Below are 25238 nucleotides of genomic sequence, written 5' to 3'. Positions count from 1 at the left end.
ATATTTATTAAGTTTGGTCGGTAAATCACTTATGTTTCGTTGATGTAATTTTAGTCTGTATAATGTAAGATATCAGTAAGAAAAGGAGGCATAGGTTAGGATGAAGATATTTTTTGCAGTAGTGGTGATTGTTTTATTATTTGTAATCGGTGCGACATTATATGTCTACAAAAAAAGTGCCATGTTTTTACCGGCACTTCTTGGCATCTGCGGATTTCCAAAAATAAAGGAAAGCAGCTATTACGATGAAAACGGACATTTCCGTCCGGGAACGGGGGAGGACAAAGTTGGATTTTTCATGCAGCATCCGGTATTCGGCGGTTTTAAACATATGTTTTTCAATGTGGAGGACAACGTGCTGAAAGCTATTGCGCCTGTAAAGTATAAGGATTTTTTAAAGGCGCAGGGTCGTGAGGAACAATTGGATGCAGCCTTGGAATCTTTCAATTATCTAACCGGACTTGTTGAGAAAGGTCAGGCAAGGCTGGTGCCGGATCTGTATCCTGCGGAAGCAGTGAATAGTCATCCGTACAGGTCACATCTGACGGGAATGTTTTATCAGGGACAACAGGGAAAACCACTTGCCATTGTAGTTCCGGGAGGCGGATTTATCAGTAATGTAACTGATTGCGAGGGGTATCCTGTGGCGATGAAGCTGCATAAAATGGGATATTCTGTTTTCGTCGTAAGTTATCCGGTCGGCAGACAGCTGGGTGAGACAGAACAGGTAAAGCAGGGACAGGCTGCCGCGAGGGAACTGACACAAGTGATCCGATATCTGACGGAGCATCAAAAACAGTTTTCTGTAAACATGGATGATTATGCCATCTTTGGTTTTTCAGCAGGAGGACTTATGACCACGGCGTATTCATTTGCCAATTATGAGGACTGCTGCCACAAGAATCATCTGCCAAGACCGAAGGTGATCTTCCCTATGTATGGTCTGGACTGGGATATCAAAGCTTTGCCGGAGGACAAGGGACTGGCGGTATTTTCTATCGTAGGGCGGGATGATGAGTTCGGTTTTGCAAATGTGGAAGATAAACTGCCGGAATTAGAGAAGGTACTGGGCAAAGAAAATGTGTCGGTCAGAATCGTTGACGGACTGGGACATGGATTTGGAATAGGAAATGAAACAAAAGTGAAAAACTGGCTTCAGGAAGCAGTCATCTTCTGGGAAGCCCACAGATAGGAACAGATAAGAATTTATTTAAGGAGGATTTCATAATGAGCAGAAACTTGAAAGAATTGATCAGACAGATGACACTGGAGGAAAAGGCAGGACTTTGTTCGGGAGCGGATTTCTGGAACACAATGGGGATCGAAAGGTTAGGGATTCCTTCCGTTATGATGACAGACGGCCCGCACGGTCTGCGCAAACAGGAAGGAACGGCAGATCATCTCGGCCTGAATAAAAGTGTGAATGCAGTCTGCTTTCCGGCAGCCTGCGCCACGGCATCCAGCTTTGACGTGGAACTGATGGAACGTATGGGACAGATCCTTGGGGACGAGTGTCAGGCTGAGAACGTGAGCATGCTCCTCGGCCCTGCAGTTAATATCAAACGCAGTCCTCTCTGCGGAAGGAATTTTGAATATATGTCCGAAGATCCATATCTGACAGGAAAGATGGCGTCTGCATATATCCGGGGCGTACAGTCGAAAGGCATCGGAACCAGTATGAAACACTTCGCCGCGAATAATCAGGAAACAGACCGTATGCAGATATCGTCGGAAGTATCGGAACGGGCTTTCCGGGAAATTTATCTGCCGGCTTTTGAGGAGGCGGTGAAGAAAGCGCAGCCAAAGACTGTGATGTGCAGCTACAATAAGATCAACGGAGTATTTTCTTCAGAGAATAAGAAACTTCTGACAGATATCCTGCGGGATGAGTGGGGATTTGAAGGATATGTGGTCAGTGACTGGGGAGCTGTAAATGACCGGGTGAAAGGACTGAAAGCCGGTCTTGACTTGGAGATGCCGGGATCAGGAGGATATAATACAAGAAAGATTATTCAGGCAGTGGAGAATGGAGAACTGGAGGAAGAAATTCTTGACAGAACGGTGGAACGCATACTGAAAGTAGTCTTCTCCTACACAGATAACAGGAAAGCGGAGACTGTATTTGACAGGGAAAAGGATCACAAAGCAGCGGCAGATATCGAAACAGAGTGTGCCGTACTTCTGGAAAACAGGGGAGTGCTGCCGCTGAAAAAAGAACAGAAAGTAGTCTATATCGGGGAATTTGCAAAGAAACCGCGATACCAGGGCGGGGGATCGAGTCACATCAATACGGACAGCGTAGTGTCGGCTCTGGAAACTGCGGTGAGAAAAGGCAGGGCAGTGGAGTACGTGAAAGGCTTCTCGTCAGAGCGTGACGAGATGACAGAAGAGGAGCTGAAACAGGCGTGTGAAGCAGCAGCAGGTGCAGATGCGGTTGTAATTTTTGCCGGACTTCCAGACAGTTTTGAGTCGGAAGGATATGACAGAAATTCCATGGAACTACCAAAGTGCCAGAACCGTCTCATAGAGGCTGTGGCAGAGATACAGAAGAATGTGGTTGTGTTTCTTCATAATGGAAGCCCCGTAGAAACTCCATGGGCGGAGTCTGTAAATGCCATTCTGGAGATGTATCTGGGAGGAGAAGGCATTGGGGAGGCCAGCGACCGGTTGTTATTTGGGGAGGCAAATCCGGGAGGACGTCTGGCGGAGTCGTTCCCATATCGTCTGGAAGACAATCCGAGTTACCTGAATTTCCCTGGAGACGGCAGGACTGTTCTCTATGGAGAAGATATCTTTGTCGGATACCGTTACTATGATGCGAAGAAAGTACCGGTGCGCTGGGCATTCGGCCATGGACTGTCATATACGGAATTCAGCTACAGCAATATGAAACTCTCTTCTGCGGAAATGAAAGATGGAGATATTCTGAAGGTGAGCATTGATGTGGAGAATATAGGAAAGAGACCAGGAAGTGAAGTGGTTCAGCTCTATGTCAGCGGCAAAAACAGTACAGTGCCAAGAGCAGTGAAAGAACTAAAAGGGTTTGCGAAAGTATTTCTGAATCCGGGTGAGAAGAAGACTGTTACAATGGAGCTTTGCGCGAGAGATTTTGCTTACTACGAGACAAAGATTCACGACTGGTATACTCCGTCAGGTACATATGAGATCCAGATCGGGCATGCCAGCGATGAGATCAGAGAGGCTGCAGAACTTACATTTACCACTGATGTGCTGCTGCCGTTCACTGTGGATATGACCACTACAATGGGGGAATTGATGAACCACCCGAAGACAGCAGGGAAAATGATGGAGTATCTTGAGGGAATATCACAGGGAGAAGAACCTAAGAAAGAAGATGGGGAGGTACAGCTTGTGACTCCGGAAATTATTGCGCAGATGCCGCTGAAATCATTTTTAAGCGTTATTCCGGGCGAAGCGATCGAGCAGATGATCGTGGAGTTAAATGCTCTGTGTGCAGAAGAGGGAAAGTGAGAATAAAATATGAATCAAGATAAGATAAAAATGAGAGAAAGTGAGAATAAAATATGAATCAAGATAAGATAAAAATGAGAGAAAAGCTGTCATTTGCAATGGCAAACTTTGGAAACATTCCGGTTATGACACTGATCAACGGATATTTACTAATTTTTTATACCAATATATGCGGCTTGAGTCCTGCTGCATGTGCGACACTGTTCCTGATCGCACGCTTTCTAGATGCCATTAACGATCCGTTAGTTGGATTTATGATCGACCATCTTCCGACCAGAAAGATGGGACATTTCCGACCAACATTGATTCTGGGAACAATTCTGTGTAGCGCCAATTTCCTTCTACTTTGGTTTGGACCTATGTTATCAACATCGGGGAAACTGGCAATCGCATATGTATCGTATATTCTGCTTGGTGTGTTGTTCCCAGTCATGGATATTTCGCTGAACAGTCTTCTGCCGGTTATGACAGAAGATATGAAAGAAAGGAACAGCTTAAGTTCAATCAAAGGGCTTGCATACGTGATCGGGGCGCTTGTAATCGGTGTGGCAGCTCCACTTATTCTTGGAGATACTTCTAACAAACAGGGATATATTAATCTTGTTCTGATCATGACAGCAGTGATTTTTTTCTTCTCTATTATAGGAACCATGGGAGTAAAAGAACGTGTAAAACCACAGATGGAGAACAGCTATTCTGTAAAAGAATTATTCAAGATTCTCAGTCAGAAGCCGGTGTACATTACATTCCTTGCTGTACTGTTATATTCGATTGGAAGCAATATCGTGAATGCAGCAAATACATACTTTTATACATATATTTTTGAAGATCTGACGTTGGCGTCTATTATTACGCTTATTACATGTGTTACTGTTTTTCCGGCTACAATGGTCATTGGTAATCTGATTGGAAGGTTTGGAAAGAAGAAAATGTATGCGATTGGACTTGCACTTGCAGGACTGACACCAATCATCCGTCTGTTGGATGTGAGGAGCATTCCCCTTCTTATTGTCTCTGTATTGATTGCAGGAATAGGAGCCGGCTTTGCAGCACCTCTTAATTATGGAATACAGGCAGATAATACAGATTATATCGAAGTGTCTATGGGAATTAGGGCAGAAGGTGCTGTCGCATCTCTTTCCAGCTTTGTCTCCAAGTGTGCAATGGGAATCGGTGGTGCGATTCCGGGGTATCTGCTGCAGTTAGCAGGATTTGACAGTAAGGCGGCAGTACAGAATGACGATGTGATTAATATGATCGTCCTCTGTGTGCTAATATTGCCGGCAATCGTAAATGTGGTGGCCATTGTGATCTTCTCAAAAGGTTATCCTATTACCAAGGAAAAATTGAATGAGCAGATATGTCTGATGAGGGAGAAACGGTCAAAAGCGGGTATAAGTGAATAAGAATGATAGAGAAGGAGTATCAGCATGGGAAAGATTTATGCAGCAAAAACAAATCATATCACAAACCCTTTAGGGTTTTATCTGAAACCGTTGGTATTTTCATGGAAAGTGAAAGGATGCAGAGGACAGGAACAGAAATATGCAAGGATTGTAATCAGCAAGAACAAAACCTTTACAGATATCTGTTACGATACAGGTGAAACAGAGTTGGACAGCCTCTCTACAAGAGTAGAATTTGAAATACAGCCGTATACAAGATATTACTGGAAGGTCATTGTGACAACAGATGTAGAGGAAGTAATCGAATCAGATGTACAGTTTTTTGAGACTGCCAAAATGGATGAACCATGGACTGGAAGATGGATTACCTGTGACAGCAGTCAGGAACGGCATCCGATTTTCTCAAAGAGAATTCGTCCGGCAAAAGAAGTGAAAAGCGCAAGACTGTACATTTGCGGCCTGGGATTGTATGAGGCATATTTTCTCGGGGAAAATAAAGAAAATCCGGAGAAAATCGGTGATGAGTATCTGACTCCGTACTGCAATAATTATGACCAGTGGATCCAGTATCAGACGTATGACATCACGAAACAGGCAGAACAAGGCGGTGTGCTGTCTGTTCTTCTCGGAAACGGCTGGTATAAAGGCAGGTTCGGTTTCAATGATCCGGAGCGGGAAGCATATTACGGTGACGAGTGGAAGCTGATTGCGGAGATTCACATAGAGTACAAAGACGGAACGAAAGATGTAATCAGTTCTGATGAAACCTGGTCAGTTACAAGAAGCAATTTGTGGTTTTCCAATATCTATGACGGTGAGAGAAGAGATGATACGCTGCCACCGGTAGAGGAGTCTCCTGCGCGGATCGCAAAGGTTCCGAAAGGCCGGCTTATGGAACGGTTATCTCTTCCGGTTAAGGTACAGGAGGAGATGAAGCCGGCAGAACTGATCCATACGCCTGCTGGAGAAGATGTATTTGATCTGGGGCAGGAGATCGCAGGGATCTTCCGACTGCGTGTACATGAGCCGGCGGGGACAACTATCAGGATTCAGACGGGAGAGGTGCTTCAGGACGGATGTTTCTATAACGAGAATTTAAGAACTGCACTTTCGGAGTACATTTATGTTTCTGATGGTACAGAAAAGGTGATTACGCCTCATTTTACATACTATGGCTATCGATATGTGAAAGTGACCGGGATTAGGGATCTTTCATGTGAGGATTTCACGGCGCTTGTTCTTTACAGCGATTATGAGAGCATCGGGGCAATCGAGACAGGGAATGATCTTGTGAACAAATTGATCTCCAATATCGAATGGGGGATGAAAGGAAACTTCCTGGATGTGCCTACAGACTGCCCGCAAAGAGATGAGAGAATGGGCTGGACAGGGGATACACAGGTATTTTCTGCGACTGCAAGCTATCTGGCTGATACCTACGCGTTTTACCGGAAATATTTATATGACATGTATCAGGAACAGCTTCTGGCGGACGGAATGGTTCCGGAGATTGTCCCCACATTCGGACCGACAAAATGTTCCTGCGCATGGGGAGACGCTGCGTGTATCATTCCGTGGAACGTATATCTGTTCAGCGGGGACAAAACAATCCTGGAAAGCCAGATTGAGAGCATGAAGGCATGGGTTGATTATATTCGCAGGATTGACGGAGATCAGCACGGATGGAGACAGATCTTCCATTATGGAGACTGGCTGGCTCTCGACCGTACAGGCGCTGCCGCGAACAGTGTGTACGGGGCGACCGATGAAGCATATATCGCGGATATCTACTATGCGGCAAGCGCCCAGACAGTCGCAAAGGCGGCGGACGTGCTTGGACTGGAAGAAACGAGACAGGAATATCAGGAAATCGCAGACCGTCAGTGGCGGGCAGTGAAAGAAGAATATTTTACTTCCACAGGAAGATGTGCGGTGAAGACGCAGACAGGGCTTATCCTTGCGCTGAAGTATCATCTGTCTGAAAATGAAGAACTGACAAAGCAGATGATGAAAAAACTCCTCCGGGACAACAAAAATAAACTGAATACCGGGTTTGTGGGTACGCCGCTTCTGTGCAACGTGCTGACAGACCACGGGATGACGGATGCGGCGTACCGGCTGCTTTTGAACGAAGAATATCCGGGTTGGCTTTATGAAGTGAAGCTGGGGGCAACGACCGTGTGGGAGCGTTGGAATTCACTGGATGAGAACGGCCATGTCTCCAGCACGGGAATGAACAGCCTGAATCATTATTCATATGGCGCCGTACTGGAATGGATCTTCTGCCATGCGGCCGGGATTGATGTGACGGAACAGAGTCCGGGAGGCCGGGTGATGCGGATCAGCCCGAAAGTGAATCGCGGACTGGGATATGTAAAAGCGGTTTATGATTCAGCATGCGGATGCTATCAGTGCGGTTGGGAGATATTAGGGGATAATAAAATCACTGTCACTGTTACAGTTCCGTTTGGCGGAAGGGCAGAAGTGGTTCTTCCACTTGCGCCGGAATCTGTATATGAAGATAAAGAAAACCCACTGTTTGAAGATGTAGAAAACGGAATTTGCCGTGTGAAAGCCGGAGAATATGAAGTCGCTTATGAGGCGTCACAGCCTTTGAAGAGGAAATACAGCATAGATTCGACAATGGAAGAACTGCTGAACCATCCGGATATTCGCGCGTTTCTTTCTCAAATGATGGAAGTGGATATGATTCCGGATATTGCATATGGACTTTCGCTTAGAGATGTCGCGAAAACATTCGCAGGAGAAATCAAACCAGAGGAAGCACAGATGCTGGATATTGCACTGGCAAACTTCTAATAAGGAGCAGAGAGATGAAGAAAGAAAATCAGAAAGTAAAATTATCTGAAAAAATAGGGATGTTGATGGTATGTGCAGGAAACATACCGCTTATGACACCTTTTATCCGTATATTTTATGATCTATTACACAACTGTGGTGGGACTGGATCCCAAGGCGCTTGCGACCTTGTTTTTAATCTCTAAGGTAATGGATGGAATCAGCGATCCTGTCATGGGCTTTATTCTGGATAGATTTCCCGTAACAAAAATGGGAAAATTTCGCCCTATGCTGATTCTGGGAACCATTATCTGTGTCATAAACTATATTCTGCTGTGGTTTGGCGCTGTCTGGAGTCCTGTAGGAAAATATGTGATCGTTTATGTTACCTATTTGCTGTTGGGATGGACCTTTGATATCATGGACATCTCCAAAAACAGTCTTCTTCCGGTTATGACTACAGATGATAAAGAAAGAAACAGCCTGTCTCTTTTCAACGCATTAGGATCGATGATTGGAGGAGCGGTGATTGGAGTATTAGGACCTGTTATAGTAGCAGATGGAAAACTGGAAAGTTATTATGTATTAATCTTCGGATCTATGGCTCTGACGCTCGTTCTTTCCATCTCAGGTGCACTCAGTGTTAAAGAACGTGTGGAGTTCAGGGAAAATAATGAGGAAAAGTACAGTTTAAAAGAGATGCTTCAATTTCGAGATACAAGCCTATATGGGCAGCGTTTGCAGCTACTTTAATAGTAGGGACAGGAAGTTCAATAGCTGGCGGAGCAGGAGCATATTTTTATACATATGTTTTAGGGGATATGAAACTGATGTCGGGAGTTTCTGTTATTGGCTTAATTGCATCACTGGTTGGAATTGTGATGGGACCATATCTTGCCAATCGGTTTGGGAAAAAGAAAGTTTACCTGACCGCGGTCATAATATCGACAGCGCTTAACCTGCTTCGACTGCTGGGTGTGACGTCTATGATTTTAATATATATCAGCGCTCTTATCGGAGGCGTGGCAGGAGGATGGATGGTTCCGGTCAATACCAGCATACAGGCGGACAATACCACTTATGTACAGTATAAAACGGGTAAACGGGCGGAAGCAGCCATCGCTTCACTCACATCCTTTGTCAGTAAGGTCGCGCAGGGGCTGGGAGGAGCAATTCCAGGGTATGTGATCGCAGCATATGGATTTGTTACCGGCGCATCTGTCCAACCTGAGAGTATCAATACAGGCATTATCCTGTGCGCATTGATCCTGCCGCTGATATTTGGAATATTAGGGTTGCTTATCTTTGGCACACAGTATACGCTGGATCAGAAAGCAGTAATAGAGATGGACGCTAAAATCAACAGGAATAACTAATCCGGCAGGGAGGTTGCTATGGAGCTTACAAGACTTAAGGTAAACAGTCAATACAGACCATGCGTGGACGAAGTACCTTATTTTTCATGGGTGATCATCAGTGACAAAAAGAATGTGATGCAGACATCCTATCATATTACAGTGACAAGTCTGGGAGAAGTAGTGTGGGATTCCGGGGTGATAGAAAGTGATAAAAGCACTTTTGTAGAGTACAACGGGAAACCATTGAAAAGTCTCAGTGACTATAGCTGGACAGTGAAAGTGACGGTTAATAACGGAGAAAAGGCGGCGGCATCCTCATCCTTTGAGACGGGATTTATGAAGAAAGAATGGACGGCCGAGTGGGTGAAATCTCCGTTCCCGATGAAAAAGGTAAAACCTGGAACCGGCGGGCAGAATCCGGCAGAATATTTCCGCAAAGAATTTGACGCACGAGACGGTATAAAACGGGCACGCGTCTATGCCACATGCCACGGAGCATATCAGCTCAGCGTGAACGGAATACGTCCGGACGACAGAGAGTTTGCTCCGGAATTTACCGTCTATTCTAAATATCTGTGTTACCAGACTTATGATGTGACTCCATTCTTGAGAGAGGGAAGAAATGTCATAGGAATGTTAGTGGGGGACGGCTGGTATGACAGTGCGAACTTTAAACCGAGAAGCAGGAAGTTTAAAGCCGAACATTCTGTGTTATTTCAGATAAAGATTGATTATGAAGACGGAACGAGTGAAATTGTTCTGTCCGATGATGCTGTGAAGGTTTCGGAAAGTCCGGTCCGGTCTTCCGATTTGTTTGCAGGCGAACTCTATGACGCACGGATGGAACAGGAAAACTGGAACTGCTGCGGATTCGATGACAGCAGCTGGAAAGCAGGTATCCCATGCGGAAAATCTTACGCGAACCTGGTAGCTCAGTACGGGGAACCGGTGCGCCCGGTAAAGGAAGTACCGGCAGTCGGAATGACAGTCAGCCCGAAAGACGAGACGATCATTGACTTCGGGCAGAATCTGGCGGGGGTTCTGCGCGTAAAAGCGAAACTGCCTGCCGGAACAAAAATGGTATTAGATCATTTTGAAACTCTGGATCAATATGGAAACTATTTCAATAATATTTTCATGTCAGAGAAAACAGGACACAAACAAAGCGATATTTATATTTCAAACGGGAAATTTACAGAATATATACCGCATTTTACATATCACGGTTTCCGCTATGTGAGAGTGACATGCGATCAGCCGGTGAGTCCGGAGGATTTCACAGCGATTGTCCTGTCTTCTGACAATGAGGATCTGGGAACTTTTGAGACGTCCAACGAAGATATAAACCGGCTTTACGAAAATACAAGATGGTCTCAGCGGTCGAATCTGTTCTCAATCCCCACGGACTGTCCGCAGAGAGAAAAAGGCGGATGGACCGGAGATATCCAGATTTATGCAAGAACAGCCATGCTCAACGAAAATGTAACCCCTTTTCTGACAAGATGGCTGCGTAATATGACCTGCAGCCAGCAGAAAAACGGAGCGATTCCCAATGTGATCCCCCTTACCGGAATCTATGAATTACTGGAGAAACTGAATCGGATCGTATACCGCAATTTTGAACCGGTGGGAGAAGCGGGATGGGGAGATGCCGCTTGTATCGTACCGTGGAGCATGTATCAGCTTACAGGAAATATCAGGATACTGAGAGAGCAGTATGACACAATGAAAAAGTGGTGCGACTATATCATCAACACTGCAAAGAAGCGTAGAGGCAAGATGAAACATCCAAAAGAAATTGACCAGTATCTGTGGAATACAGGACATCAGTACGGGGAGTGGCTCATACCGAGCCAGACAGTAGACGGAGCAGACCAAAGCGCTGCAAAACCTATCAATACTTCTGTATACTGCGCGCCAATCTTTGGATGGAATTCCTGTCGGATCATGGCAGATACAGCAGCACTCCTCGGGCATACATCAGACGAATTATACTATGATGACATTGCGTCCAGAATGAAATCTGCCATTCAAAAAGGACTGATCGATGATGATGGGAAGATGCCTCTTGATTTTATGGGCAGTTATGTGCTGGCAATCGCATTTGATCTTGCTCCTGAAAGGAAGAAAAAAAGTATCGCTGGACATTTGATCCGCAAGATAGAAGAAAACGGGGATTGTCTGGATACAGGATTCCTGACGACACCGTATCTGCTGGATGCACTCTGTAAGATCGGCAGGATGGACAAGGCATATAAAATCCTGCTCCAGACAAAGTGCCCGTCATGGCTTTATGAGGTGAAGCAGGGAGCGACAACAATCTGGGAAAATTACATTTCTTACAAGGAGGACGGGTCTCCGGTTATGACAAGCCTGAACCATTATGCCTTTGGATGCGTGGACGACTGGATGTTCCGGAAGATAAGCGGCATTGATATGGCTGCTTCCGGATTTAAGAAGATTGTGATTGCGCCGGAGACGAATAATGCGTTTACAAGTGCAAAACGGACCTATATGAGTGAGTACGGTAAAGTAGGGGCAGAGTGGAGTATGGAAGAGGGGAAATTTAAATTGAAAGTGGAGATTCCCTGTAACACAACTGCCACTGTAAAACTGCCGGATGGCAGATTGTATGAGGTGGGGAGCGGAATATATCAGTTTGAATAAAAGTATCAAAGAAAATAAAATGACAGTATTTGTGAGAACTGACCGGCAAAAGCAGACGGTCAGTTTTTCTTAATACGAAAGTTGAAAATAATACGAGGAGTTTAGGATTATGAAAAAGAAAATATTGAAGATTACCTTAAGTGTCGTTTTAATTTTGATTCTGGCTGTGGGTCTAGGTCTGGCATATTTAGTAGGGGCGGCAGGCGGTGGTGGACCGTTTGATTTTGTTTGGAAGAACAAACTGAAAAAAATGCCAGGAAACGCAGAAAAATACAGTCTGGAAAATATAGAACCGTTAGAAAACAGCCCTCTTGGAGGGAAGCGCATCTGCTACCTTGGATCATCTGTAACATTAGGTCTGTACTCAATGGATGTTTCTTTTGCAGATTATATCTCTTACAGAAATGGCTGTGAGTATGTAAAAGAAGCCGTCAGCGGCACTACTTTAGTAGATAACGGAAAGACGTCTTATATCCAGAGGATGAAAAATAATATCGGTACAGATGAGAAATTCGATGCATTTGTCTGCCAGCTTTCCACGAATGACGCGTCGAAGGAAATGCCGATAGGAGAACTCAGCCGTTCAGAAAATTTGGAAGATTTTGATACACAGACGATAACAGGAGCAATGGAATATATCACTGTATATGCAAAGCAGACATGGAATTGTCCCGTGATCTTTTATACTGGAACAAAATATGACAGTAAACAGTATCAGCAGATGGTAGATGTATTATTTGAGCTTCAGGATAAATATGGAATAGGCGTGATCGACCTTTGGAATGACGAGGAGATGAATGACGTTTCTGAAAAAGAATATGAAGTTTATATGGCAGATCCGGTTCATCCGACGCAGGCAGGATATCTGGAATGGTGGACGCCTAAGATGGAAGAATACTTATATCAATTTTTAGAAAGATGATTATTATATTAAGTTTCGTCGGTAAACCGCTTATATATCGTTGGTGATTTGCCCTTTGGGATTATTTATAATTGAATCAAACAATGAAAGGACGGATAACGAAATGGAAAATGCAGTTACAAAAAGAGAAAAAATCAGTTATGGTTTGTATTTTATGGGACAGAATGTATTCTATGGACTGATAGGATATATGACTACATATTTTACAGATATCGGCATAACGGCAGCATTGGTTGCAATCGTGGCGCTGATCACGAAAGTGTGGGATGCCATCAACGATCCGATCTTCGGTATGATCATGGATAAGGTAAATTTTAAGAAAGGGAAATTCCTGCCGTGGCTTCAAATATCTGTCATAGCGATTCCGGTGGCGACCATTCTTCTTTTTACAATACCTACCGGGATTCCCATGATGGCTAAAATCATATGGGCAACACTTGCTTATATGTTATGGGATACAGCCTATACCCTTTGTGATGTGCCGATTTTTGGTATTGTCACCACGATGACAACGGACCAGAAGGAACGTATTTCACTAAACAGTATAGGAAGGATGTTTGTTATTTTTTCAGGTATTGTTACAGGAATTGTCCTGCCGTTGGTACGGCAGCGGTTAGGCGGCTGGGCGACAACAGTAATTGTGTTATCTCTTTTGTCAGTTGTTATGATGATTCCAATCTGTCTGTTCGCAAAGGAGAGAGTAATTGAAAAAGAAAGAGCACTGGACGAAGGGGCAGAAGATAGTTATACGTTGCGCGATATGGCAGAATGTCTGCGAAAGAACAAATATTTATTGATTTTCTTTGCGGCTCCGCTCATCAGCAGCCTGCTTAATGTTGGTGCAAATTGGGGCTTATATGTTGCCCGGTACTGCCTTGGCGGTGAAGAAGCTGCCTCATATGTTTCGATGACGGTGATTATTCCGACCTTAATCGGTGCGGTTATGGCAGTAGAATTATGCAAGAAATATGACAAATTTAAAGTCTTCTATATTTCATATGTTTTCGCTTTACTTCTGGGAATTGTAAGATTCATGGCCGGGTATGAGAATATGACGGTGTATGTGACTTTAAATGCCTTAGGAGGAATTCCGCTGGGAATAGCAGTTATACTGCAGTATCAGTTTACGCCGGACTGCTACGAGTATGGACAGTACAAGACAGGATTAAAAATGCGTGGTGTAACGTTTGCAGCGCAGACATTTTTTACAAAATTAAATGGAGCGATCGCAACAGCAGTCAGTGTGTTTGCGTTAACTTTAATCGGCTTCCGGGAAGGAGAAGGCGTTGTTCAGGCGGCAGGATTTGCCGATAAATTATGGACATTCAGCTGTCTTGGCAGCATTATCGGGGGTATTTGCACTCTGCTTATGCTTCGCCTTTACAAGCTTAATGACCATGATGTCCAGCTGATGGCAAAATGCAACAATGGTGAGATTAGCCGTGAAGAGGCAGAGTCACAGATGATCAATCAGTATTAAGAAAAGAATGGAGGACTTTTGCGATGGACAGAATAAAGGAACTGATTTCAAAAATGACGCTGGAAGAGAAGGCAAGTCTCTGCTCGGGCGCTGATAACTGGCATACGAAAGAAATCAAACGACTGAACATTCCGTCAGTTATGATGGTGGACGGCCCTCACGGACTGAGAAAGCAGGAAGGGGAAACGGATCATCTGGGATTGAATGAAAGTGTGAAGGCCGTTTGTTTCCCAGCAGCCTGTGCAACAGCCTCCAGCTTCGATGTTGACCTGATGGAACGGATGGGAGAGACGCTGGGAGCGGAGTGTCAGGCCGAGAATGTAAGCATGCTGCTTGGCCCGGCGGTGAATATTAAAAGGAGCCCGTTATGCGGGCGGAACTTTGAGTATCTGTCGGAGGATCCATATCTGGCAGGTAGGATGGCATCGGCATATATCCGCGGAGTACAGAGTCAGGGCGTGGGGACAAGCATTAAGCACTTCGCACTGAATAACCAGGAAACACTCCGTATGACGATATCTTCCGAGGTGTCAGAACGTGCGCTCAGGGAAATCTATCTGCCTGCGTTTGAGGAAGCGGTGAAAGAATCAGCTCCAAGAACCGTCATGTGTAGCTACAACAAAATAAATGGAGAATATGCTTCGGAAAACAGATATCTTCTGACAGATATCCTGAGAAAAGAATGGGGATACAAAGGCTGCGTCGTCAGTGACTGGGGCGCTGTAAATAACCGTGTGAAAGGACTGCAGGCCGGACTGGATCTGGAGATGCCTTATTCCGGAGGATACAATGACAGACAGATTGTGAAAGCAGTACAGGAGGGAAGACTGGACGAAGCTGTGCTGGATGAAGCGGTGGAGCGGGTATTGAATGTTGTATTTGCCGGTGAAGAGCAGCATTGTCCGGAAATTATATCTGATAAGGAAACAGATCATAAAAAAGCAGCGGATATTGAGACGGAATGTGCGGTCCTGCTAGAAAATAACGGTATACTTCCGTTGAATACAGACAGAAAGGTTGCCTATATAGGGGAATTTGCCGAAAAGCCGCGGTATCAGGGCGGCGGCTCCAGCCATATCAATCCGTTCATGGTTGTTTCGGCATTAGATGCTGCCGGAGAAAAAGGGCGTAGCGTGACTTATGCAAAAGGATTTTCTATGGAAAATGACGCGATGACGGAACAAGAGCTAGAAAAAGCGCTTCGGACTGCTGCAGAAGCAGACGTCGCGGTGATCTTTGCCGGTCTGCCTGAGATATTTGAGTCGGAAGGGTATGACAGAACATCTATGAAGTTGCCCCAATGCCAGGACCGTCTGATCGAAGAAGTGTTGAAAGTACAGCCTAATGTTGTAGTTGTACTCCACAATGGAAGCCCGGTAGAACTGCCCTGGGCTGATAAAGTAAGCGCGATCCTTGAAATGTATCTCGGAGGTCAGGGCGTTGGCGAAGCCTGTGACCGGCTGTTATACGGAGAAGCGAATCCGTCCGGCAGGCTGGCGGAGACATTCCCGTACCGGCTGGAAGATAATCCGAGCTACCTTCATTTCCCAGGAAATGGAAAGCGGGTGTTATATGGTGAGGATATCTTTGTCGGGTACCGCTATTATGATACAAAGAAGGTTCCGGTGCGGTATGCATTCGGACATGGGCTGTCTTACACGGAATTTGCTTATGGGGACTTGAATTTGTCATCGGCTCAAATGACGGATGAGGATATCCTGACGGTCTCCTTCAAGGTGAAAAATACAGGAAAGACAGAAGGAAAAGAAGTCGTACAGCTGTACGTGGCTGACCTGTGCGGCATATCGGAGAGACCGGTCAAGGAATTGAAAGGATTTGCCAAAGTTCATCTCCTGCCAGGAGAGGAAAAAACGGTGTCGATGGAAATTTCGGCGAGGGATCTTTCCTATTATGAAGAACGTCTCGGGGACTGGTATGCGCCATCCGGAACATATCGGATCCTGATCGGCCATGCTTCTGATGACGTCCGATTACATGCTGATATTATATTTGAAACACAGAAAGAACTGCCCCTTTGCGTAGATTTCACAACAACGTTCGGAGAATTATTGGATCATACGAAAACCGCTCCCGTTATTACGGAACTGCTGGCTCCATTGGCAGCAGCAGCCGCATCAGCAGAAGGTATGAGTGACGAATACAAGAAGCTGGGAGAGCAAGTTATCCGGGAAATGCCGCTGAAATTTCTGCTGGGACAGATGCCGGGAGAACAGGTGGAACAGCTGATCGGTCAGTTGAATTGCTTACTTGCACAATAGGATAATTGAGGAAGGATGTTCAAAAAATGAAAAAAGAACACGAAATTTTATTTGAACCATTTAAAATTGGAACGGTAATGATTAAAAACCGTTTTGTTCTGGAACCAATGGAAGGTACAAACATGATAGACTGCTTACCTATTTTTAAAATTGGTGAGGATATCCATGATTATTATGTGGAGCGTGCAAAGAATCATGTAGGTTTAATTATTCCCGGAATGGTTACTCTGCGTAGTATGGTGGGGAAACAGTGGCTTTATGAGCAGAAAGAAATATTCGAAGGACTAAAGCCGCTTTTAGCAGAAATTCATAGTTACGGTGCAAAAGTGTTTTTGCAGATTGGTGCAGGATGGGGACGAACATTTACCATGCCGCTGGCATTAAAGGAACTTTATGAAAAAGAGAAGGAAACCGGACAAAAGTCCATGTTTGACTGGGATAATCTTCTTGTAGCCCCTAGTGAACTGCCTAATCGTTGGCTTCCAGAAATTATACATAGACCACTGACGGAAGGAGAAATTCTTGAGTATGTGGATGCCTATGGTAAGACAGCCAAACTTTGTATGGAGACAGGGTTTGACGGTGTGGAAGTGCATGCCGTGCATGAAGGCTATCTGCTGGATCAGTTTACAACGAAGTATACGAATCGGAGAACAGATCAGTATGGGGGGACTTTTGATAACCGCTACAGGTTTGCGAAAGAAGTTGTAGAGGAGATTAAGCGACAGTGCGGTGACACATTCCCTGTATCCCTTCGGTATTCCGTAACCAGTAAGACAATCGGCTTTGGTATCGGGGCAGTTTATGGTGAGAAATTTACAGAAGCCGGCAGAGATCTTGAGGAAGGGCTGAAAGCCGCAAAATATCTTCAGGATGCAGGATATGATATGCTTAATGCGGACAATGGGACTTACGATTCATGGTACTGGGCGCATCCGCCTGTATATATGCCTTTAAACTGTAACATGGCGGAGGTGACACGATTAAAAGAAGTGGTAGAAATTCCTGTGGTATGTGCAGGAAGAATGCAGCCGGATGAAGCTTCAGCATCTATATCAGAAGGAAAACTGGATGCTATGGGAATCGGACGTCAGTTCCTGGCGGATCCGGAATACATTGTAAAACTGGAACAGGAGAAATTTAGTGACATTCTTCCTTGCATTGCATGTCATAATGCATGTCTTCCGATTTATCATTATGAAGGCGTTGGCTGTGAAATCGATGAAGAGGATGGAAAAACACAAGGGCATTGTGCGTTGAACCCTAGGACATTCTGTGAGCAGAAATATGATTTTGAGAAAAAAGCAGCTGTAACGAAAAGTATTGCGGTCATCGGCGGGGGTATCGCTGGGATGACTGTAGCCCGAATTGCGGCAATACGAGGTCATGAGGTAACTATTTATGAAAAGAGTGACCGGCTCTGTGGTGTGTTTAATGCTGCAGCAGCACCTGAATTCAAAGAAAAAGATAAAGAATTTATAAGATGGATTCAACAAGAAATAGAAAGCCTGCCGATTAAAGTGGAATACAACTGTGAAATTACAACTCTGGCTGAGCTGACAGAAGATGAAATTATCATTGCTACGGGCGCAAAACCTAGAAAGCTAGATGTTCCGGGACAGGAAAAAGCTATTGAAGCAACGGAATATCTGCTGGGGAGAAAAGTAGGAAAGGACGTCGCTGTAATCGGCGGAGGTTTGACGGGCTGCGAGATTGCCTATGACCTTGTGCTGAAAGGAAAACGACCGGTTATTGTGGAAATGGCAGACGATATTTTAAAGACCAAGGGACTCTGCATGGCAAACTCCAGTTGTATGAGAGACTTATTGCGGTATTATGAAGTTCCTATTTATAAAAACGCAAAGCTCTTAGAAATCATTGAAAATGGAATTGTTATTGAGACAGCGGAAAAGACAATACAGTTGGAATGCGATGACGTGATAATGAGCTGTGGTTATGTGCCAGACACGAGGCTTGTTGACGGTGGAACACAACAGGGGAAAACGAATATTCATATAGTCGGCGATGTTAAAAAGGTTGGAAATTTGAAAACAGCAATCTGGGAGGCTTATGATTTAGCATTTTCTTTGTAAGATTAAACTCTTAAGCGGACAAAGAGGCTTTTAATATATTATAGAAACACTGCTATAAGAATTATTGATACCATTAGGCTGTCGATTTTTGAGGGATGTCATATACAGAATTATACTGACTAATATTAAGTTTTAATCGGTATTTCAATTTGTGTGATGTAATCATCAAAGGAGTCAATGCCATGCTATAATTCCATTGACGGAGAACCGGCCTCGGTTTCCCACAGATTACTGACAGAACTTCTTCGGGAGAGAATGGGATTTGACGGACTGTGTATCAGTGATTACGGCGGCATCAGCAATGCCCACGAAGTCCAGCGGATCGGAGAGACTATTGGAGAAACAGGATTTCTTGCCATGGAAGCAGGGATGGACATGGAGATGCCGAAAGCGATCGGTTATGGCGAAAAACTCAAAGAAATGTTCCGAAGCGGACAGGCGGATACAGAATTGCTGAACCGGACAGTTCTGAGGGTGTTGGAAGCGAAATTCCGCATGGGCCTGTTTGAACAACCTTTCGCAATGGACGGTGAGTCCTGCAAAAAGATTTTTGAAGAGAAAGAGGGGGCGGAGCTGTCCCTTCGGTCGGCAAGGGAATCCATGGTGCTTTTGAAAAACAACGGGGTACTTCCTTTGTCAGGCAAGATCAAGAAGCTGGCCCTGATCGGGCCTCATGCAGACTGTGCCCGTAAGTTCTTCGGCGGATATACTCATCTGTGCATGATGGAGTCGGTCTACGCGGCCGCAAGTTCTATCGCAGGGGTAGAGGGCAGCCCGGAGTCCGGACAGATCGGCGGGGCAATGCTGCCAGACGGCGAACCGGTGAATTATGTCCCGGGTACAAAGATCCAGTCAGATGAAGCAGAACTCTTTAACGACATCCTGCGCTTACAGAAGCCGGGATGCAGAAGCCTGTTAGAAGAACTAAAGGAGCGTATGACAGATACGGAGATTCTGTATGTGTATGGATACCCGGTTGCCGGAAAGGATCAGAGCAGATTTGAGGAGGCACTGCAGGCAGTCAGGGAAGCTGATGTTGTGATCCTCACTCTGGGAGGAAAGCACGGTACATGCTCTATGGCGACCATGGGAGAAGGTGTGAACGCTGCCGACATCAATTTGCCGGAATGTCAGGACGCATTTATTAAAGCAGCATCGGTGTATGGAAAGCCCTTAATCGGCATCCATTTTGATGGCAGGCCGATCTCCAGTGACACGGCAGACCAATATCTGGATGCCGTCATAGAAGCCTGGAGCCCGGCGGAAACGGGAGCGCAGGCTGTGGCAGATGTCCTGCTGGGAGCATATAATCCGGGCGGCAAACTGCCAGTATCCGTGGCATATCACGCCGGACAGATTCCAATCTACTATAATCACCCAAACGGTTCCGCATGGCATCAGCAGGAGAGTATCGGATTCGTCAATTATGTGGATGTTCCCCATACACCGAGATATTGCTTTGGACATGGATTGTCTTATACACAGTTTGAGTATTCAGACATTCATATATCGACGGCAGAGATTGGAGCAGAAGAATCGGTACAGATCAGCTGTGTGGTAAAGAATGCGGGAAACTGTGCCGGGGATGAAGTGGTACAACTTTATCTCAGGGATAGATTTGCAAGTATGACACGCCCGGTGAAAGAGCTTGCCGGATTTAAGCGAATCCATATGGAACCGGGAGAGAAAGTACGGGTAACATTTACAGTACAGGCGGATCAGTCAGCATTTCTTGACAGGCAGATGCGCTGGAAGGTGGAAAAAGGAGAGATAGATGTAGAAATTGGAAGTTCTTCTGAGGATATACGGTTAAAAGGAACATACCGGATCACAGAGGATAGATGGATAGACGGCGCAAAAAGAGCATTTTATGCGAAAGTACAGAAAGACAAAGTATAGCTTAGGCATACACTTACAGCGGGTCGGGTAAGATATCCGGCAGGACAGGAGGAAAACAGATGGATAGGAAGTTACTTGCCAGAAGGATTGCAGAAGAATCCATTGTATTGTTGAAAAACGAAGATCATATGCTTCCTTTAAAAGAAAAGAAAGAGATCGCGTTTTTCGGGAGGACGCAGATTGGCACTTTATATTCCGGAAACGGATCCGGCGGTGCAAATGTGGCCGGATGCGGCACGATTCTGGAAGAATGTGAAAATTGCGGAATCAGACCTGAGCCACTTTTAAAGGGCTTTTATGAATATAAGATAAATGAGGAACGGGTCACGGAAGAGGATGAGTTTGACTGGACTAAAGTCAGTGAGATGGTAAACAGTGGAATTATGTATGAAATATTCGGCAAATACCGCGCTCCGCTTGATGAGTACGAAGTGCCCGGCACACTTATTGACCAGGCGGCAGAAAAAACTGACACAGCACTTATTGTAATTGGCAGAAATTCTGGCGGTGAGGAGTGTGACCGTCACCTTTCAGAGGATTATTACCTGACTAATTCAGAAGAAAGTCTGCTGAAGGAAGTCTGCAGTCATTTTACAAATGTAGTAGTAGTCTTGAATGTTAACGGGCTGATCGATCTGTCCTGGGTGAGAAAGTATGCAAATATAAAAAGCCTTCTGTTTATTGGAATCCCAGGGGAAGAAGGGGCTTCTGCGCTAGCTGGCATTTTAACGGGGGAGACCAATCCCTCCGGGAAACTGGCGGTGACCATAGCGGAACATTATGAAGATTACCCGTCGGCAGACCATTTCTCATGGGATAAGGAGCATCTGGAGAATGTTCTTGACTATGAGAGCTACGGCCTTTCCTCAGAAGAAAACGGAAGTACAGGTTTTTCTAAAAGCCCGGTGAGTGTGTACTGGGAGGATATCTATACCGGTTACCGATATTTTGATACATTCGGGAAACCGGTGCTTTACCCCTTTGGTTATGGGCTTTCTTACACTGAATTTGCAATCAGCGATGCCTCGGCCGAGAAGCAAAACGGCGGTATTATGGTGACAGCCAATGTGAAAAATATTGGGGAAATATCAGGGAAAGAGGTAATCCAGGTTTATCTGTCCAAGGTAAACCCGGCAGAGGGTGTGGAACGTCCTTATCAGGAATTGAAGGGATTTGAGAAAACCGCGGACCTTGCTCCGGGAGAAAAAGAGAAGGTTAAGATCTGGATTCCATGGAGAGAACTGGCGGTTTATGACGAAGGAAGAGCTGCGTGGGTCATAGAGTCGGGCGATTATCTCCTGAAGATGGGAAATTCATCAAGAGACACCTCCCTGGTGGGAATGGTACGCCTAGGGGATACAGTCCTTACAGAACAGTGCGCGAACCGTATGATAATCTTAGAATGCAACAGAGATAAGCTTTCGTTCCTGACACAGAAAGACTACGCAGGGTGCCATCTGGAAGACAGATGTGAGAAGAAACCTGATGGAGGCGTGACCGGGATGGCGGTAATTTCTGTAACGGAAGAGGATATTCTTGCAGGAGGGGAGAGCAGACAGGCTGAAAAAGAAACGCAGCAAAATCTGCCGGAGCTCTCCATCGAAGAACTCGCTTCTCTCTGTGTGGGCTATGGGCCGGGCACTCCCTTTGCGGCTGTGGGGGACCGCAGTGACCCGTCTGCGATTTTCGATGGTGAAGGAAAACCGATTACAACAAACAACCACCCGACAGGATATCCGGGATATGTTTCTCCGGCAATTGAGGAAAAAGGGATCAAGTCCATTTTCTATAAAGACGGCCCGGCCGGGATCGGCGGTATTGCCTGGCCGACGGAAATGCTCATAGCCTGCTCGTTCGACAGGAAACTGTGGCAGATGTTTGGAGATGCAGTAGGGAAAGAATGTGAAGATCAGCAGGTGAATGTCTGGCTTGCTCCTGCTGTGAATCTCCACAGAAATCCGCTGTGCGGCAGAAATTTTGAATATTTTTCTGAAGATCCGTACCTGACAGGAGTCTGTGCCTGCGAGATCACAAAAGGCGTACAGAATGGCCGGCCGGTTATCGTGTGCCCGAAACACTTCGCGGCAAATGAGCAGGAGACATTCCGGCGCGGAAATGCAGGGAAAAAGGTAGACGCTGTTGACTCTATACTGACAGAGCGCTCGGCCAGGGAACTATACCTGAAGCCTTTTGAAATGCTGGTGAGAGAAGCACATATTGCCTGCATTATGACGTCTTTTAACAAGATAAACGGCGTTTTCGCCGGGGGCAGTAAGGATCTGTGCACCCGTATCCTTCGGGAAGAATGGGGATTTGACGGCGCTGTGGTGACAGACTGGGGCGATATGGATATTGTGGTAGACGGAGCAGACGCCGTGGCTGCGGGAAATGATATCGTCATGCCGGGCGGACCGCCGGTGATTCGTCAGATCCTGAAAGGATATGAAGAAGGAAGAGTGACCAGAGAAGAAATGGAAACAGCGGCAGGACATCTTCTGTGCATGATCCGCAGGATTCATGGAAAGGAGAAATAGAAGTATGGGAGAAAAATCTACAAAACAGTTGAAAATTCAGGCGTCATGAATGTTGTGGCCGGAGCCCTTGCGATTGCTGTGGGAGTGTCTGCTCTGGTGAGCGGGATACGGCTTCTGATTACTCGGAGAAAGCTGCTTTTTTAAGGGGACTGCCAGATGAAAAAATATAAAAGGGAAAAACTAATTGTAAGTATTTTTGCCGTCATATTTGTTGTTATAGTGGTTATTCTTGGAAACTTTTTGGTTACATATATATCTTCTGACTTGAGTTTTGGCCAGAATTGTCTTTTGCGAATACCATTTTATGGAACATTAGTTTTTACATCTTCGCTTATAGGACTGCTGTTTAGAAACGATAGTAAAAAAGATATTGTCGAAGAAAATTCAAAAGGAAGGATTCAAGATGAATAAAATTACAGAAGTAAAAATAGAAAGAGGAATCCCGACTCTGTATGTGGACGGGCAGCCTTTTTGGGCGTTTGCAGGGGAGGTGCACAACTCAGCCGCCTATGCCCCCGGACAGGATGGAGGCAGAGATATGGATGAAGATGGATCAGAGTCATCTGAATACACTGATTGTACCGGTGTACTGGGAGACGCTGGAGCCGGAAGAAGGCAGCTATGATTTTTCGCTTGTGGATTCACTTCTTGAGCAGGCTGTCAGATTTAAGAAAAAGCTGATCCTGCTCTGGTTCGGTCTATGGAAGAATGCAGAGTCGGCTTATGTGCCGGCATGGATGAAGCAGGACAGTGAAACATTTTTCCGTGCGGAAATGTATGGTGGAGAAAGGTTAAATACGATTTCTCCTCTGTGCTGGGAGGCGGTGGAGAGAGATGCCGCTGCATTTTCCCGTCTGATGGGACATCTGCGGGAGGTTGATAAAAACTCATCGGTCATCATGGTCCAGGTAGAAAATGAAGTGGGACTGCTTGGAACAGAGCGTGATTACTGCCGTCAGGCAGAGGAGGCGTTTACAGGAAATGTGCCGGATAAACTGATGGATGCAGCTGTAAAATCAGGAAAAATCCGTGCCAGGGAAACAGGATGGCCTGAAAAGGCAGACTGGACTGTCGTATTCGGAGAAGACGCAGGGGAGATTTTTTCCGCATGGTTTTTTGCCTCCGCTCTGGAGAGGATTGCATCAGTCGGAAAAAAAGAGTATCCTCTGCCCTGCTACGCCAATGTGTGGCTGAAACAGTTCCCCTGGTATGCTGGTTCTTATCCGTCGGGAGGCCCGGTGGAGGATATGCTCTGGGTGTGGAAAGCGGCGGCGCCTTCCCTCTTTACTATTGCCCCGGATATCTATGTCCCCTATGTGTCGGAGATGTGGAAACGGTTGTTCTTTTGTCCCAACAAAAACCAGATGACACGATAGAGATCGACTTAGACCTGGACGAGCTGGATGCTACCAGTGCCGAGTTGAAGGCAACCTATCAGGAAATCAAAGATTATGTGCTGAAAGAATTTGGCTTGAAGGTTTCAAGTTTATATATTTCTCAGGTAAAACGCAAATGTGGAATTGAAGTGGGAGAAAACTATAATCTTCCAAAATCAGAAAATGCAAGAGTTCCACAATGCCCGAAAGAGAAAGAAGATGCTATCAAGGCTGCCCTGAAATATTATGCGATGATCTAAGGACATCGCTGATTTCAAGGAGGAATAACACATGAAAAGCACATTTGAAAAAATGGGTGGAACCTACACACTTGGCGCAGACGGAATTTATTATCCGAATCTTGTCAGTACAGATGAAGAACCGCATTATGGGAAATATGGAATGATGCGGAAAACATATCTGAAAGAGCATCGTCCGGCAATGTATTCACTGTATATGCTGGAAGACAGACTGACAGAACATCTGAATACTGTGGACGATGAAGCACAGGAGAGAATGGATATTCTGGTGAGTCAGATGATGGAAAAACAAGCTATTACGGAAGAATTGAAAGCCTATGACCATATGGAATGGGTCAGGGCGGTGAATAATATCCGAAATGCAGCAGAAGAGATTGTGTTGAAAGAATTAGTGTATATTTAAAGCGTGGAAAGCTCCTTCGGGAGCTTTTTGCTGCTTATAAGATAATTTCCGTTGGAGATTGTGATTTAACGGTTTGATTTATAAAACTGGCAATGATACAATTAATATAATTTGAAAGAAAGCAGAGTGAATTGATTGTTGAAGATGACAAAAATTAAATGATGGAATATGTCTGGCTTTAAAGAAAGATGCTTATTTCTTTTATCATTGCAGAAGGCTAGAGAAATCTTGAAAAGGGAAGATATCATATTGATTTTATTAAATGTGGAC

General features: G+C 45.3%; 15 protein-coding genes and 2 pseudogenes. All 17 read left to right on the top strand.

The window, feature by feature from the left end; translation table 11 throughout:
* Window positions 1–100: 100 nt before the first annotated feature.
* The 17 genes and pseudogenes from GPK81_RS05230 (at window position 101) to GPK81_RS05150 (ending at window position 24968) form a co-directional block, all read left to right on the top strand.
* Window positions 101–1192, top strand: coding sequence for an alpha/beta hydrolase (locus GPK81_RS05230; protein ID WP_015522070.1), 1092 nt, complete (start codon window positions 101–103; stop codon window positions 1190–1192).
* Window positions 1193–1227: 35 nt separating this feature from the next.
* Entirely contained in the window at window positions 1228–3492 is a 2265-nt protein-coding gene (locus GPK81_RS05225; protein ID WP_215706652.1) for a glycoside hydrolase family 3 C-terminal domain-containing protein, read from the top strand.
* Between the two features lie 53 nt (window positions 3493–3545).
* Entirely contained in the window at window positions 3546–4898 is a 1353-nt protein-coding gene (locus GPK81_RS05220) for an MFS transporter (RefSeq protein ID WP_173717353.1), read from the top strand.
* Between the two features lie 24 nt (window positions 4899–4922).
* Window positions 4923–7718 (top strand): alpha-L-rhamnosidase, encoded by a 2796-nt coding sequence (locus GPK81_RS05215; protein WP_215706651.1) that lies wholly within the window; start codon window positions 4923–4925, stop codon window positions 7716–7718.
* A gap of 111 nt (window positions 7719–7829) precedes the next feature.
* A pseudogene (locus GPK81_RS05210) lies at window positions 7830–8450 on the top strand (MFS transporter); the annotation flags it as partial.
* Entirely contained in the window at window positions 8405–9073 is a 669-nt protein-coding gene (locus GPK81_RS05205; RefSeq protein ID WP_215706678.1) for an MFS transporter, read from the top strand. The pseudogene GPK81_RS05210 and the gene GPK81_RS05205, both read left to right, overlap by 46 nt.
* Window positions 9074–9091: 18 nt before the next feature.
* The gene (locus GPK81_RS05200; RefSeq protein WP_215706649.1) at window positions 9092–11722 is read left to right on the top strand and encodes an alpha-L-rhamnosidase; all 2631 of its coding nucleotides are present in this window, start codon (window positions 9092–9094) and stop codon (window positions 11720–11722) included.
* Between the two features lie 109 nt (window positions 11723–11831).
* Entirely contained in the window at window positions 11832–12644 is an 813-nt protein-coding gene (locus tag GPK81_RS05195) for an SGNH/GDSL hydrolase family protein (protein ID WP_082426248.1), read from the top strand.
* A 103-nt stretch (window positions 12645–12747) separates the two neighbouring features.
* Window positions 12748–14124 carry an MFS transporter gene (locus GPK81_RS05190; RefSeq protein WP_055267533.1) on the top strand — a complete coding sequence of 459 codons (1377 nt, stop codon included), beginning with the start codon at window positions 12748–12750 and terminating at the stop codon, window positions 14122–14124.
* A 23-nt stretch (window positions 14125–14147) separates the two neighbouring features.
* Window positions 14148–16403 carry a beta-glucosidase gene (locus GPK81_RS05185; protein WP_119208810.1) on the top strand — a complete coding sequence of 752 codons (2256 nt, stop codon included), beginning with the start codon at window positions 14148–14150 and terminating at the stop codon, window positions 16401–16403.
* 26 nt (window positions 16404–16429) lie between these two features.
* Window positions 16430–18496 carry an oxidoreductase gene (locus tag GPK81_RS05180; RefSeq protein ID WP_157350119.1) on the top strand — a complete coding sequence of 689 codons (2067 nt, stop codon included), beginning with the start codon at window positions 16430–16432 and terminating at the stop codon, window positions 18494–18496.
* 177 nt (window positions 18497–18673) lie between these two features.
* Window positions 18674–20395 carry a glycoside hydrolase family 3 C-terminal domain-containing protein gene (locus GPK81_RS05175; protein WP_015522079.1) on the top strand — a complete coding sequence of 574 codons (1722 nt, stop codon included), beginning with the start codon at window positions 18674–18676 and terminating at the stop codon, window positions 20393–20395.
* A 59-nt stretch (window positions 20396–20454) separates the two neighbouring features.
* Window positions 20455–22929, top strand: a complete 2475-nt coding sequence (locus GPK81_RS05170) for a beta-glucosidase (RefSeq protein WP_015522080.1) — start codon at window positions 20455–20457, stop codon at window positions 22927–22929.
* A 156-nt stretch (window positions 22930–23085) separates the two neighbouring features.
* Window positions 23086–23340 (top strand): hypothetical protein, encoded by a 255-nt coding sequence (locus tag GPK81_RS05165; RefSeq protein WP_015522081.1) that lies wholly within the window; start codon window positions 23086–23088, stop codon window positions 23338–23340.
* A 41-nt stretch (window positions 23341–23381) separates the two neighbouring features.
* Window positions 23382–24305, top strand: a complete 924-nt coding sequence (locus GPK81_RS05160) for a beta-galactosidase (RefSeq protein ID WP_330627567.1) — start codon at window positions 23382–23384, stop codon at window positions 24303–24305.
* A pseudogene (locus tag GPK81_RS05155) lies at window positions 24257–24565 on the top strand (hypothetical protein); the annotation flags it as partial. The gene GPK81_RS05160 and the pseudogene GPK81_RS05155, both read left to right, overlap by 49 nt.
* 31 nt (window positions 24566–24596) lie before the next feature.
* On the top strand, window positions 24597–24968 hold the full coding sequence (locus GPK81_RS05150; RefSeq protein ID WP_009265801.1) for a TnpV protein: 372 nt from the start codon (window positions 24597–24599) through the stop codon (window positions 24966–24968).
* Window positions 24969–25238 lie beyond the last annotated feature (270 nt).

It is taken from the genome of Blautia sp. MCC283 (assembly GCF_018785565.1).
Taxonomy (GTDB): Bacteria; Bacillota; Clostridia; order Lachnospirales; family Lachnospiraceae; genus Blautia_A.
The sequence above is the reverse complement of the archived record's forward strand: the minus strand, read 5'-3'. Positions and strand labels throughout refer to the sequence as shown.

Bases quoted from the DNA above. Each gene is read 5' to 3' on its own strand.
- GPK81_RS05230 (WP_015522070.1), top strand. From the start codon at position 101: ATGAAGATATTTTTTGCAGTAGTGGTGATTGTTTTATTATTTGTAATC.
- GPK81_RS05220 (WP_173717353.1), top strand. From the start codon at position 3,546: ATGAATCAAGATAAGATAAAAATGAGAGAAAAGCTGTCATTTGCAATG.
- GPK81_RS05165 (WP_015522081.1), top strand. From the start codon at position 23,086: ATGAAAAAATATAAAAGGGAAAAACTAATTGTAAGTATTTTTGCCGTC.
- GPK81_RS05160 (WP_330627567.1), top strand. From the start codon at position 23,382: ATGTGGACGGGCAGCCTTTTTGGGCGTTTGCAGGGGAGGTGCACAACT.
- GPK81_RS05175 (WP_015522079.1), top strand. From the start codon at position 18,674: ATGCCATGCTATAATTCCATTGACGGAGAACCGGCCTCGGTTTCCCAC.
- GPK81_RS05200 (WP_215706649.1), top strand. From the start codon at position 9,092: ATGGAGCTTACAAGACTTAAGGTAAACAGTCAATACAGACCATGCGTG.
- GPK81_RS05195 (WP_082426248.1), top strand. From the start codon at position 11,832: ATGAAAAAGAAAATATTGAAGATTACCTTAAGTGTCGTTTTAATTTTG.
- GPK81_RS05185 (WP_119208810.1), top strand. From the start codon at position 14,148: ATGGACAGAATAAAGGAACTGATTTCAAAAATGACGCTGGAAGAGAAG.
- GPK81_RS05170 (WP_015522080.1), top strand. From the start codon at position 20,455: ATGGATAGGAAGTTACTTGCCAGAAGGATTGCAGAAGAATCCATTGTA.
- GPK81_RS05215 (WP_215706651.1), top strand. From the start codon at position 4,923: ATGGGAAAGATTTATGCAGCAAAAACAAATCATATCACAAACCCTTTA.
- GPK81_RS05150 (WP_009265801.1), top strand. From the start codon at position 24,597: ATGAAAAGCACATTTGAAAAAATGGGTGGAACCTACACACTTGGCGCA.
- GPK81_RS05180 (WP_157350119.1), top strand. From the start codon at position 16,430: ATGAAAAAAGAACACGAAATTTTATTTGAACCATTTAAAATTGGAACG.
- GPK81_RS05190 (WP_055267533.1), top strand. From the start codon at position 12,748: ATGGAAAATGCAGTTACAAAAAGAGAAAAAATCAGTTATGGTTTGTAT.
- GPK81_RS05225 (WP_215706652.1), top strand. From the start codon at position 1,228: ATGAGCAGAAACTTGAAAGAATTGATCAGACAGATGACACTGGAGGAA.